Raw genomic sequence first — 12,780 nt, forward strand, 5'->3', positions numbered from 1 at the left:
TCTGCAGCCAATCTACCAATAATAGCTCTAATGGATGATACAGGCAACAATTGTATTATGTTAACCGGATTGCCGGATATGCAGGAGTGTATATTAAAATTGTTACGGATGCATGATTCAAAAATGAAGCCCCGGCAATTGTTCTACCGGGGCTTCGGGCTGTTGAGTAAGCGCAATCTGCGCTAAAATATAAATTGTCGGTTACTTACAGGAATTACTGTATAAGGTGTGGTGATTAAATCTATTTAGGAGTGCGTATGGCTTTGTTTTTATTAGATTTAAGTGTGTAGTAAAGCATGTTTATATCCTTGCGGATGTTCTCTCCGCGTTGTGCAAGACCCACTCCGGCGAAAATGATAAGTGATGATAGAATCTGGGTGAATGTGAGTGTTTCCCCTAGTACTATCCAGCCGAAGAAAGCGGCAATGGCAGGTACGAGATTGATAAAGGCGGAAGCTTTACCAGCGGGAAGCCTGCTCATGCCGATGTTATAAAGTCCGAAGGCTCCGAGAGTTACAAAGGCACCGAGATATCCGGCAACAATAAGTATGGTGGCGGGGTCCTGCCCCAGTCCGTCTCTCAGCAAAAGGTAGAGTCCGGGTATGAAAAACAGGCATCCTGCAGCATTTTGAACCGCGGTAATAGTCCAGGGCCCGTAGCTGGCAGACAGCCGTTTCACAAGCAGCATATATCCGGCTGCGCAGGCCATGGCGATGAGCTCTAGAGCATTGCCCAGTGCGGGGTTTACCGCATTGGAGGAGGGATTTCCGCTGAAGGTTAGTGCCGCTACTCCTGCGATGGAGAGTATCAGTCCGGTCCAGCCCCATAGTGTGGTTTTCTCTTTGAAGAAAATGCCCGCGCCGACAGCTACCATCAGAGGCAGGGAGGCTGAGATAAGCCCGGCCTGAGTGGCCGAGGTATAAGTCAGGGCATAGGATTCAAAAAGAAAGTACAGGCAGGGCATAAAGAGGGCGGTAAGTGCCAGTGCAATTCGGTCCTTTCCCTTTTTTACCGGGCCGGAAAGGCGTGCTGTGAACGGTGTAAGAACAAGGGTGGCAATGCCGGTCCTCAGCCACATTACCGTCCAGGGGTTGAGTGTCGCCACAAGGTATTTCATTGCCGCGAATGCGCTTCCCCAAAGAAGGACTGCTGCCAGGACGGCCAGTATCGGTGTTAATTGAGTCTCTGATTTATCTGTGTGCATGGTATTCTCCTTAAAAACTGATTAATGGTAACAGGACGCAGGGTCTTGGAGAATATTGCTGTTTTGGAAAATATCAGGCTGGAAATGCGCAGGATTGCGAGTGTGAAGAAGGCTAAATGTCAGTGTACTGGGACGGTGTAGCCCCTGTATATTTGCGAAATGTGTTACTGAAATGGCTCTGGTCAGAGAAGCCGCTCTGCAGGGCTGTTTCAGCAAAGGGAACTCCTGCCCGGAGAAGCCGCTTGGCGTGTTCAATTCGCAGTTGCAGGTGATAGCTGTGTGGTGGCAGACCTGTTGTTTCCCTGAATACCCGCAGAAGGTGATACCTTGAAAGTCCGGCATGCCTTGATAGTTCTTCCAGAGAAACTTTGCAGCTCAGGTTTTCATTAAGAAATTCACGGGCCCGCTTTACTGCCTGCGGCTCTTTTGTGAGGGGGACTCTGGAAGCTGTTTCACAATGACGGGTGAGTAAAGCTGCTGCGGCCCGTGCAAGGGCAGTATCAAGTGCCAGTCTGCTGGCTCCCGAACTTACAGCACGGTTAAGCTGGGTGAGTGTCCCGGTAGTCAGGCTGTCTTTTATTACGACTGACCTGAATTCAGGAAGTTTTTCCTTTTCTGCCAGATCTTTGATGGCTTTTTCGATCAGAGGGTTTTCAAAGCTGAAAACCCTGTATGTTATGCGTGTTCCTAAGTCTTTGATAACACCGGAGTGAACGAGTCCGGGGTTGAAAAGCGCTATTTCCCCGCCACGTACAAAAGAACTCCCGGAACCGGGCTGGCGGCAGTAACAGCCACCGGCATCCATGACTCCGACTGAATGGAAGCCATGCGTGTGGTTCGGGAATGAATGATTGGAGTTGATTACTTCCTGAATTTCGAGGCCTTCTATTTCTTTAGGCCGGATATATCTTACAGTACCCTTGTTCATCTGGTTCACCGCTGTGGAAATGAGGGTTGCACAAAGCCTGCTACATGGCAAGTTACAGGTTTTGCAACTGGCGGTCTTGTAAAAAATTGCTGTTCAGGAGCCCCGTTCAGCCGAGCAGTTTTTTCTGTTGAACCTGCGCTTTATTCCACGCTCCTTAAGGGCCCGGACAATATCATCAAATTCATCCAGAGAATTGGACATGACTTTGATCCTGCTGCCGTCTTTATCATACAAGTATATACCGTGTTCTTCCTGTCCGCGAAGAATAACTCCCAGTCCTATTGTTTGAACTGTAGTGCCGAAAATGAGCAGCAGGGTGGAAAGTCTCCGGCTTATTTTAGTTCTGTAGTTCTGGTAATACTCCATGTCCTCCCAGCGGATAAGCTTTTCCTTTTTTCCCCTGATTTGTGAGAACCCTTCTTTGCTGATTCTGAATCTTAATGTGCTGAATTTCAGGGCAACGAATATAAATGTCAGGCAGATTGCCGCCAGCAGCCACATTGCTGCCGTCAGCCATATCCAGCCTTTGGAAATGCTCAGGATGCTGGCCCCTGAATCTATTTCCTGCACAATAAGGATAGGCAGCAGAAAAAAAACAGGGGTCAAAACAAGGCCCAGCATGTCCGGTCCGATGACGGTGGATCCTCTGGGATAATGTATTTCATCCTCTTCGAATTGAGGCTTCGGCAGTACGAAATAAAGGATGAATCCCAGAATCAGCATAGCCAGTCCCGGAACTAAATAGGGATAGAGGTATTTGTCCGGCAGGCCGTATATGTTGCCTGCAAAATCAGAGCGTGCGCGCAGCCAGTACTTACCGTTTACCTGAAGGTACAGGGTTTTACCCGGTTGGAAGGTAACTTCATCGAAAGGAGGTTCATCAGGACTGAAAATATAACGCATATGCCTGAAGCCATACTCCCGGCTTTCCAGTTCAGGATGATCTGCAGGACTTCCCAGTTTCCTGGCCAGTTCAATCCATTCTAATCCGGAGACATCAAGTTCATTTCCCTTTGTTTTTGAAGTGACATACTCCCGGTATGAAGGTGGTGCTGATTTGGGAATGAGCGGAGCATTGAGCCCGTTTTCGCTGTTGTGGATGCTTTCATTGTACTTACGTACTTCTTTTTCAAATCCAGGCCTGAAGTTTTTAATCTCGACTATCAGAAGCTCCCCGCCGGGACAAACAATGAGAAAACCTCCCAGACATATGAGAATCAGAGCTGCGACCCTGCGAAATATTTCAAGCATGGCTTCCTGCCTTGTTTTCACTGAAGTATTAATTGATTTTCTGGTTTATAATAACACAAAATATTCCTTCATAAAACTGTTCCGGCTAACCAGCTTTGAATTGACTTTGCTTAAGGGGTGATTTTTACTGACTGTACTTGAACAATTTTTGATTCACGGGATTCAATTGACAGCAATTTAAAGTAATATGAACAAATGGCTCTGATTTTTACTTCAAATACAGTTGATATTATCCGCCGTATTCCGCGCGGAAAGGTTGCAACTTATGGCAGTGTTGCTGCCATGGCCGGAAACAGCCGCGCAGCAAGGCAGGTGGTCCGGGTTCTCCATATTTATTCCAAAAAAGAGGGATTGCCCTGGCACAGGGTTATCAACCGGGAAGGAAAGATTTCACTTGAAAAAGGTGAAGGTTATGAAAAGCAGAAAAGCCTGCTTGAAGGAGAAGGAATTCAGTTTGATTTGAGAGATAGAGTTGACCTGAAGCGTTATCTCTGGACTGGCGAATGATTTGCGGATGTATGGTCAGAATGGAATTCACAGCTTATGCGTATAGCGGAGGTTTGAATAATGAACAGCTTTTCCGTGCCTGAATTGGAAATGAATGATGGGCTAATGGTACCGGCTCTTGGATTCGGTACTTATAAACTTAACGGATCGGCCGGGGTTACTTCAGTAGTAAGTGCTTTAAGATCCGGGTACCGTCTTTTGGATTCGGCATTCAAATATGAAAATGAGGGCGCTGTGGGAAAGGCTGTTCGTGAGAGTGGGGTTCCTCGTGAAGATATACTTATCACGTCAAAAATTCCCGGCCTTCGCCACAGTTATGATGAGGCCATGTACACTATTGAGGAGTCTTTATACAGGGCAGGACTTGATTACTATGATTTTTACCTTATCCATTGGCCCAATCCCAGTCAGGATCTTTACGTTGAAGCATGGAAAGCTCTTATTGAAGCTCGCAAGCAGGGAATGGTAAGGTCAATCGGGCTGAGTAATTTTTTGCCTGAACATATTGAAAGGCTGATGAATGAAACAGGCGTGGCTCCTTCGGTCAATCAGATTGAAATGCATCCCTACTTTCCTCAAAAGGAGCAGCGGGAGTGGCACGTAAATCATGGAATAGTAACCCAGTCATGGAGTCCTCTGGGCAGGGCAAACGCTGCTCTGGAGGAGCCTCCGGTCATCTCTGCTGCGGAAAAATACGGAAAAACAGTCGGACAGGTGATTCTGCGCTGGCATGTCCAGTCAGGTGCTGTTCCAATCCCCAAAGCTTCCTCAAAGATGCGTCAGGTGGAGAACCTCTCGGTTTTTGATTTTGAACTTACAAAGGAAGAAATGGATTCGATTACCAGCTTGGGACGTCCTGATGGACGGCGCAAGGATCAGCATCCAGCTTATTACGAGGAGTATTGATGTCTTAAACTGGCATAAATAAATTCGGCCGCGCCACGAAAATGGGCGGCCTTTTTATTGTCTCCGGTAATAATTGAGGCCAAATTTTGATCTTTGGTAGGTTGTGATCAGTTTTTTTAATGATTTTTATTAAATAAATCTTTACTTCGTATGAAAAATGATTGACAAAGGGGCAACTCTGCGTGACTGGACGCACGAATACTTCTTGGCCCCCCTTGGGCAACTAACGTTCCACGTCAGTAGAAAGATTTACTTCTCCGTACCAGAGCCTTCCGATTATTCACTGGATATTCCAGTTACGACCGCTGTCGCGCGCCGTCGTTTTTATTTCCTCTCAACCAGGGCTTTTATGACCTTTATAAATTTCGACTTTGACGAGCGTCTTATCGCTTGCGTCAAAGAATGTGGCTATGTTTCCCCGACCCCGATTCAACAGAAATCCATTCCCCTTATTCTTAAGGGGCATGATTTGATGGGGCTTGCTCAGACCGGTACAGGTAAAACCGCCGCCTTTGCATTACCTATTTTACAGCGTCTGCTTTCCAGAAAAAGCAGGCATAATTCCCCTCGGGTTCTTGTTCTGGCACCAACCAGGGAACTCGCAACACAGATCAGTGATAATTTCACTGCACTGTCCCGCAAGACCGGCGTTCGCAATTCAATTGTGATAGGAGGTGTGGGTATGGGGCCTCAGATTAGAAATTCCAAATCATCACAGGTTATTGTGGCCTGCCCGGGCCGCCTTGTCGCTCTTCTGGCGAAAAAGGCTGTGGACCTGAGGGCAGTAGACACGCTGGTGCTTGATGAGGCTGACCGCATGCTTGATATGGGATTCATGCCTGATATCAGGAGAATTCTTTCTCAGCTCCCGACCAAAAGACAGAATCTTTTGTTTTCTGCTACAATGCCTGAATCGATCAGTGCACTTGCAAGGAAAATCCTTGTCAATCCCAAGACTGTTGAGATCAAGGTTACATCTCCTGTTTCCAGTGTGGATCATAAGTTCTACAGGACTGAAAACAGTAGAAAAATAAGTCTGCTGCAGGAAATCATCTCACGCGCGGAGCACCAGAGCATGCTTGTTTTCACCAAAACAAAGCACAAAGCTAAAAAGCTGGCCCGCAAGCTTTCAAATGATGGTTACAACACCACATTTCTGCAGGGCAATATGAGCCAGAACCAGCGTGAAAAAGCGTTGAACGGTTTTCGTGACGGCAGCTTCGACATTATGGTCGCAACTGATATCGCTGCCAGAGGAATCGACTGTGACCGCATAACCCATGTCATCAATTATGATATGCCTGATACCGTGGAAACATACACACACCGTATCGGCAGAACCGGAAGGGCAGGCAGGTCAGGCAATGCTATCACTCTGGCTACTGAGGACGATGCCTCACAGTTACGCGCTATTCAGCGGGTTATGGGTCTCAGACTCGACCCGCAGGGTAAGTCGGACAATGAGCGCTCCGATGACCGGAATTTTAAAAAAGCCGAGCATAGACCAGTCCGGAGATCTTCCCGCAATCAAAGACGCAGTGGCAAGCGAAGACAGAGCACTGCCGCATAGGGTTTCTAAAAGCTCTATTGCATAGATTCCGCAGACAGGAAAAACCGTCCCTTATCAGTAATGACGGTTTCAATATTTTGGGTTCATAACAAGGAGAATTCGTGGCAAAACCGAATTATGGTTTCGAAAAGCGTCGCAAGGAACTTGCCAAAAAGAAAAAGAAAGAAGAAAAGAAACAGCGTAAGCTGGAGAAAAAAGTTGACGCTCAGCAGCAGGAACTGCAGCAGGGCGAAAACGATTCTGAACAGGACTAGAAAATCTTATCCATTCAGGGTAGGTTTTTTATAGTAGTTCACTTCTGTGGATTTATATAAATTTGAAGGGTATCAGCCAATTAAGGTTGATACCCTTTTTTATGGATTTGTCTCTCTTGAAAAGTACATTACGATAAGCCCTTACCTCATTCTGTAGTTCCTTTATTCATAATCGGAAACAGAACCAGCCCTCCTGCAAGAACCAGCACTGTACCTATTACAGGCAGCGAACCGTACCCAAATGAATCAGCCAGAAAGCCGGCGGCGAAGGCACTCAGGACAGCAGCAATGGCTGTTGTCGCATTGAATATACCTACAGCCGGGCCTTCTTCCATGTCTGTCAGTTGTGCGGCAAAGGCGGTCCCGGCAACAATGAGCGGTGACCATGCCACCGGCTGAAGAATGAACATTATCGGCGCCAGCCACGAGTTTATGCCGGTATCCACATAGGCAAGAATCCCCAGTCCAAGCTGTGATAGAAATGTCATGGCTGTGCCTATCATTACGACCCTGCCGTCTCCTATTCTTTTACCTATGGCACCGGAGGGCGCGTATGCGAATATTCCGAGAAAAGCCGCAATTGCATAGTAAGCGGAGGACGGCCCCGCACTTATTGAATAGGCGGATTTCATAAAAAGCGGGTAAAGATTGTATATTATCCAGGTCCCGAACTGAATCAGAAACCAGCTGATAATAAGCAGGCCGTATGGTGTTTTGGCTTCATTTATCAGGCGTGTCAGGTGTGATGCTTTGAAACGCTCATAGTGATGGGTCTGAGGCAGAGGAGAACGGGAAGCAAGGTGTTTGCGTCTTTCAAGGTCGGGTTGTTCAGGAATGTTTCTGTCCGCCTGCGCAGGAAGATCAAGTCTTCCAAGTATAAAGCCCGGAATCATAAGCAGGGCTGCGAATAAAAGGCCCAGTTCCGGTTTCATCTGCAGAAGGGCCGCCAGTCCCAGCCCTACGGCCTGTCCGGCCCCGTAAAAGGTCTGTAGCCATCCTACCCTCTGATCCCATTCCGGCTTGGGCTTCCATTCTACAATAAACATGGCGGAGACGGTGTTGGAGGCTGCGGAACCAGCTCCCTGAAGGACAGAGAGAGCCATCCAGAACGGGAGGCTTGAAGCCAGAGGAAAGAAAGCCAGTCCTGCCGCGAGCATTATGAATCCGCTCAGGAAGATTGTCTTGTGAAGTCCTGAACGGTCCGTAAAAGTTCCTATCAGAGGAGCCAGAAGCTGGCCGATGTAAAAAGCGGCCACAACCATACCTGCCTGAGCCGCTCCTCCTGAGTGGTCAATAACCAAAGGTAGAAGGATGGGGATTATACCCAGAACAACCGCTCCCTGAAAAGCGTAACCTGCGTACCAGCGTTCAGAATATTGTTTCCAGTTTATCATTACAAGAGATTACTGTAAGATTTTGCTTATCGCAAGGATGGGTTGAAAATGTTGGATGAAGTTTGGTACAGCTCCATAGAGCCGAATAGCACTATCTACCATCTGAACGCACTGGCCTGTTTTTGTAAAATGCTCATTTCAAATACTTCCGGGCAGGCCCGCCCTGTCATTCCCATACATACGTGTAAGGGGATAAGGTGTTCCTCCCGGGGATGACAGTATCTGGCATGGGGGGCCTTTTCCCACTCGATCATGCGCTGTATCCTTTCTGATTCACTAATTTTCAGGCTGGAACATGTTTCCCTCAGCCATGCATCAAATTCAATGTTTGCGGCTTTGCTTTCAGTCGTGTCCGGAGTGAAGAAAGCCCTCATGTTATGGAATGAGAAACCGGAGCCGATAATAAGTATATTATCGTTCTTCAGCCCGGATAAGGTTTTACCCATGGCAATATGTTTTGCCGGATCCAGTCCTTTTATCAGTGACATTTCCACGCAGGGAATATCGGCTTCCGGGTACATGAGCATCAGTGGTATGAAAAGGGCATGGTCAAAACCCCTTTCAGAGTCGGTCCTGCTCTCAATTCCAGATTTTTTCAGTACCTTCTGTACCTCTTCAACCAGAATGTCGTGTCCCGGTGCGGGATATTCCAGTTCATATGATTCCTGGGGAAATCCGTAATAGTCATAGTACAGTGGGGGATTTGAACCAACGGTGAGAGTGGGGACTTCTTCTTCCCAGTGCGCGCTGACAATAAGTATAGCTGAAGGTTTGGGCATTGTTTCGGACAAGTGGCGCAGATTGGAAAGCATTTCCTTGTGTCCCTCATCTCCAAGCACAGGCAAAGGGCCTCCACCGTGCGAAATATACAGAACTCTGTTTTGGTTTTCCATTATCCCTTCCTTGTTTTATCTATAAATTATGGTCGATTTTTTAGTTAATCTGAATTCTAATTGGGCTGCTTGTGGCATAAGAACTTAATTCTTCGAGCCTTAATTATCTTTAGCGTCACCCTACTTAAAGTGATTCTTTTAAGGAATAATTTATTTATGGGCTTCAGCTACTTTTATTCTGCTGCTTAGAGATTTGGAATAATGTTTTTATGGTTGAATCCTGTCTGATGGCTGGATTTGAGTTAAGATATCCGAAGGCTGGGTAATAAGTGATGAGACTTCCGTTGTGTCCGTTTGATTTAACTAGCGCCAAAAGGAAAAGCCACCAATCTTACGATTGATGGCTTTTCCGGGAAAAGTGGCGGAGCCGAAGGGACTCGAACCCTCGGCCTCCGGCGTGACAGGCCGGCGTTATAACCAGCTTAACTACGGCTCCGCATGTGCCTTTAAGCGCGTTAAGCATCGCTTAAATGCGTTTGGTGAAAAAGCTTTTATGTAATCCTGAAACAGTTCTCAATTATAATGTTTATTTTTAATTATAAGAGAACGAGAAGCGGAGCCAGTCTCCACCTGCAGGTTTGCTATCAAGCGGATATTTTTATATTAAAAATTTATGAAAAAACCTCACCTTTCTGTAATTATACCCGTTCTTAATCTGTGGGAAATGACATCAAGCTGTCTTGAGAGTTTGAGAAAACATACTCCGGGGCGCTTTTTTGAAGTCGTGGTGGTTGATAACGGCTCTACAGACAGCACTCCTTCGAAATGTCCTGATTTTGGATACAGGCTTTTCGGGGAAAGATTCAAATATATTCGATCGGAAGAGAATCTGAATTTTGGTCCAGCCTGTAATCTTGGGGCTGCCAATTCCGAAGGTGAAATACTTTTTTTTCTAAATAACGATACTCTGCTCAGTAAAGACTGGTTTACATCTCTGCTTGAAGTTCTCAGAAATGATGCCGGAGTTATGGCGGTGAGTCCGCTTTGTCTGTTTCCTGATAATCAGCGCATTCAGTACCTGGGCATCGGCTTTACCGGAAGCCTCGGGGTGCGCCATCCTTATTTCATGTTTCCGGGAGATCACCCGGTTATCCGCAAACAACGCAGATTGCAGGCTCTGAGTGCTGCGGCCCTGATGGTCCCGGCTTGTGCTTTTTCCGAAATGGCAGGTTTTTTTCCGGAATATGTCAACGGCTTTGAGGATATGGATCTCTGCTGCCGTATCCGCCGGGCAGGCGGAAGGATTGTGCAGGACAATAGAAGTGTTGTTTATCACTGGGCCAGCAAGACTCCCGGCCGTAATCGATTCGACAGTGAAAACATGAAATTGATCAACGATCGCTGCGGAGGATGCTTCAAGCCGGATTTGCACCGTATCGCTCTGGAGGACGGCTTCAGGTGTGAGCTCACTCCGTGGCTTGAGATGATAATGCGCGAGGCTGATGATTCCGCTCTCACAGAATTGGATTCCCTTATCCGTGAGGATGAAATTTCAGAAGCGCTTTCAACTCATCCTCTCTGGGAGGGCGGATACGACATGCTTTCAGAATTGTACCGTGAGCAGGGGCGGCTTGAAGAGGCGGCTGAAATGTTGTTGTACGGCGCTACTAATTTTCCCGATCCTGAAAGGTATGCCCGGCTGGAATCTTTGGCCCGCGAATCCGGGAGACCGGAATGGGTGCGGCTGGCCGCCGGGAAGAAAGCGGGGATTCAAAGTGCTCTTTCAGCACAGGAAGGATTGATTGAACAGGCGCAAGATGTTTTGAACTGGTCCAGATTGAATAATGATTCTGAGCTGTCCGCAATCTATAAAAACTGGCTGGACAAATATAGCCAAGTGTAGCCGCTTGTTTTTCGGAACGAATTTAAACTTTAGCTTATTTATTTTATTCTTCCATTCTCTTGAGTTCTTTTTTTTGATAACAGGTTAACCTGTTTCAAGAATTAACATTGGAGGATGGAAATGAAAAATATTCTGCTGCAAACTCAATGGGGATGGCGCACCAGCGGCATTGCACTTGGGTTGATATTTTTATTGGCTGTTTTTCTGGTGAAGCCGATCGGGGTTTCCACCCAGTTTGTCATTCTGGACGGTATTGTCTGGAATGCCTTTTCTGATCAGATCGTGGTTGAAGACGGATCGTCCAAGAGCGGTTATTCAAGCCCGAATGCCTACCTTAATAAAAGCGGCGGCAAGTATGCAAAAAATGTCGCCAACCCTCTCAATTACAGCTTTGTTTTTGTCGTTTTCATGTTCGTTGGCGGCTTTATCGCTAAAAGAATGACCAGCGAGAAGTCGGCAGTTGAAGACATGGTAGCTCCGCCTGTCTGGCGCAAGCGGTTCGGAACATCGGATACCAAAAGATATATGTTTGCTTTCATCGGCGGTGTGCTGGTTCTTTTCGGAGCCCGTCTGGCCGGGGGGTGTACCAGCGGACATATGATGAGCGGCATGATGCAGACATCCCTGAGCGGTTATCTGTTTGCGATGGGAACTTTCGCCGTTGCCTTGCCAGTGGCAATGCTTCTTTACAGAGGAAGGGGGTAATATGGAAATCTTACTTGCAGCTGCCCTCGGGCTTATATTCGGCTTTGTCTTACAGAAGGTAGGTGCTGCTAATCCTCAGAAGATTATTAATATGCTTCGGCTGAAGGATCTGCATTTAATGAAAGCAATTCTTCTGGGAATAGGTGTAAGCAGCCTGATGCTGTTTGTCTTACTGGCTATGGGAATAGCGGATAGCTCCAACTTAAGCGTCAAGAGTGCCTACGTCGGAGTTATTGTTGGTGGAATGATTCTGGGGCTTGGCTGGGCCATATCCGGTTTCTGTCCGGGTACGGGAGTCGTTGCCGCAGGGGCGGGACGGAAGGACGCGCAGGTTTTCATTCTTGGCGGGCTGGCAGGCGCATTTATTTATACTCTGGTTTATGGGGCTTTCAGGGATTCATTTCTGTTCTCAAGTCTCGGCGGAAAAGTGGCATTGGCGGAAACGGGAAGCGCTTTTAGTGCCCTGCTGGGTGGGGTCCCGGGGGTTGCTGTGGCCGGAATTATCGCCCTCGTATTCATTGGTGTGGCTTTTCGGCTTCCAGATACAACCGGACGATGACCATTTTTACTCTTTTTGTTTTCTGAAGTGTTTATGAGAAAAGACAGTAAAGGTTTAATAAATATTGCATTCATCTGTTGAATATTTACTCTTCACTGTGCTATGAAAAACAACCATTAAAAATGATATGTATGTTTATGTAACACTTTAAAGGAGTTGATCATGAAAGATAAAGAGACACGCAAGAAAAATGTAATTGAAGTGCTGAATAAAGCCCGCGCCATGGAATTGCAGGCAATTGCCCAGTATATGAATCAGCATTACGGTCTGGACGACAGTGATTATGGCGAGCTGGCCGGTAAAATGAAACTTATTGCCATTGATGAGATGCGCCATGCGGAAGACTTTGCCGAGCGGATTAAAGAGCTTGGCGGAGAGCCTACAACAGAGCCTCTGGAAAAACCCAAGAGAGGCCAGGAAGTAAAAGGTATATTCCCGTTTGATGCTGAGCTGGAGGACGATACAATTGACCAGTACAACCAGTTCCTGCTGGTCTGTAGGGATAATGGGGACAGTGTTTCTGTGAAGATTTTCGAGCAGATTATCGAAGACGAGCAGGCCCATTTCAATTACTTTGATGCTATAGCCTCACATATCAACGATCTTGGTGATTCTTATCTTGCCCGCATTGCCGGAACTCCTTCAAGTACCGGGTTGCAGCCGCAGGGTTTTGTTCTATCGGGCAAAAACTAGAGCATTAAAAGCAGCATGTGTTTATGGTTAACCATTGCAGTGTGAACTGAATTTTAAATTATATAAAAAGGCT

General features: G+C 46.9%; 13 protein-coding genes and 1 tRNA gene. 8 read left to right on the plus strand and 6 right to left on the minus strand.

What is annotated here, in order from left to right:
• Nucleotides 1-241 precede the first annotated feature (241 nt).
• From ACZ5PW_RS05110 to ACZ5PW_RS05120, 3 genes are all read right to left on the minus strand, one after another.
• The gene (locus ACZ5PW_RS05110) at nt 242-1,204 is read right to left on the minus strand and encodes a DMT family transporter (protein ID WP_464558584.1); all 963 of its coding nucleotides are present in this window, start codon (nt 1,202-1,204) and stop codon (nt 242-244) included.
• Nucleotides 1,205-1,316: 112 nt separating this feature from the next.
• Entirely contained in the window at nt 1,317-2,132 is an 816-nt protein-coding gene (locus ACZ5PW_RS05115; RefSeq protein ID WP_464558586.1) for a helix-turn-helix domain-containing protein, read from the minus strand.
• Nucleotides 2,133-2,225: 93 nt separating this feature from the next.
• Nucleotides 2,226-3,383: a hypothetical protein gene (locus tag ACZ5PW_RS05120; protein WP_464558588.1), complete on the minus strand. Its 1,158-nt coding sequence runs from the start codon at nt 3,381-3,383 to the stop codon at nt 2,226-2,228.
• Nucleotides 3,384-3,578: 195 nt separating this feature from the next.
• On the opposite strand from ACZ5PW_RS05120, the gene ACZ5PW_RS05125 reads away from it, so the two are divergent.
• From ACZ5PW_RS05125 to ACZ5PW_RS05140, 4 genes are all read left to right on the plus strand, one after another.
• The gene (locus ACZ5PW_RS05125; protein WP_464558590.1) at nt 3,579-3,890 is read left to right on the plus strand and encodes an MGMT family protein; all 312 of its coding nucleotides are present in this window, start codon (nt 3,579-3,581) and stop codon (nt 3,888-3,890) included.
• Between the two features lie 60 nt (nt 3,891-3,950).
• Nucleotides 3,951-4,796: an aldo/keto reductase gene (locus tag ACZ5PW_RS05130; RefSeq protein WP_464558592.1), complete on the plus strand. Its 846-nt coding sequence runs from the start codon at nt 3,951-3,953 to the stop codon at nt 4,794-4,796.
• Nucleotides 4,797-4,953: 157 nt separating this feature from the next.
• Entirely contained in the window at nt 4,954-6,366 is a 1,413-nt protein-coding gene (locus ACZ5PW_RS05135) for a DEAD/DEAH box helicase (protein WP_464558594.1), read from the plus strand.
• Between the two features lie 101 nt (nt 6,367-6,467).
• On the plus strand, nt 6,468-6,620 hold the full coding sequence (locus ACZ5PW_RS05140) for a hypothetical protein (protein WP_464558596.1): 153 nt from the start codon (nt 6,468-6,470) through the stop codon (nt 6,618-6,620).
• 146 nt (nt 6,621-6,766) lie between these two features.
• Here ACZ5PW_RS05140 and ACZ5PW_RS05145 read toward each other — a convergent pair whose 3' ends face one another.
• The 3 genes from ACZ5PW_RS05145 to ACZ5PW_RS05155 form a co-directional block, all read right to left on the minus strand.
• Nucleotides 6,767-8,014, minus strand: a complete 1,248-nt coding sequence (locus ACZ5PW_RS05145; protein ID WP_464558598.1) for an MFS transporter — start codon at nt 8,012-8,014, stop codon at nt 6,767-6,769.
• Nucleotides 8,015-8,109: 95 nt separating this feature from the next.
• Nucleotides 8,110-8,907 (minus strand): DODA-type extradiol aromatic ring-opening family dioxygenase, encoded by a 798-nt coding sequence (locus tag ACZ5PW_RS05150; protein WP_464558600.1) that lies wholly within the window; start codon nt 8,905-8,907, stop codon nt 8,110-8,112.
• 359 nt (nt 8,908-9,266) lie between these two features.
• A tRNA-Asp gene (locus ACZ5PW_RS05155) sits at nt 9,267-9,343 on the minus strand.
• 228 nt (nt 9,344-9,571) lie between these two features.
• Here ACZ5PW_RS05155 and ACZ5PW_RS05160 point away from each other — a divergent pair.
• The 4 genes from ACZ5PW_RS05160 (at nt 9,572) to ACZ5PW_RS05175 (ending at nt 12,707) form a co-directional block, all read left to right on the plus strand.
• Nucleotides 9,572-10,750: a glycosyltransferase family 2 protein gene (locus tag ACZ5PW_RS05160; protein WP_464558602.1), complete on the plus strand. Its 1,179-nt coding sequence runs from the start codon at nt 9,572-9,574 to the stop codon at nt 10,748-10,750.
• Between the two features lie 120 nt (nt 10,751-10,870).
• On the plus strand, nt 10,871-11,455 hold the full coding sequence (locus tag ACZ5PW_RS05165; protein WP_464558604.1) for a YeeE/YedE thiosulfate transporter family protein: 585 nt from the start codon (nt 10,871-10,873) through the stop codon (nt 11,453-11,455).
• Between the two features lies 1 nt (nt 11,456).
• Nucleotides 11,457-12,014: a DUF6691 family protein gene (locus ACZ5PW_RS05170; protein ID WP_464558606.1), complete on the plus strand. Its 558-nt coding sequence runs from the start codon at nt 11,457-11,459 to the stop codon at nt 12,012-12,014.
• 162 nt (nt 12,015-12,176) lie between these two features.
• Nucleotides 12,177-12,707 carry a bacterioferritin gene (locus tag ACZ5PW_RS05175; protein ID WP_464558608.1) on the plus strand — a complete coding sequence of 177 codons (531 nt, stop codon included), beginning with the start codon at nt 12,177-12,179 and terminating at the stop codon, nt 12,705-12,707.
• Nucleotides 12,708-12,780: the final 73 nt, after the last annotated feature.

The organism is Maridesulfovibrio salinus, from assembly GCF_055394525.1.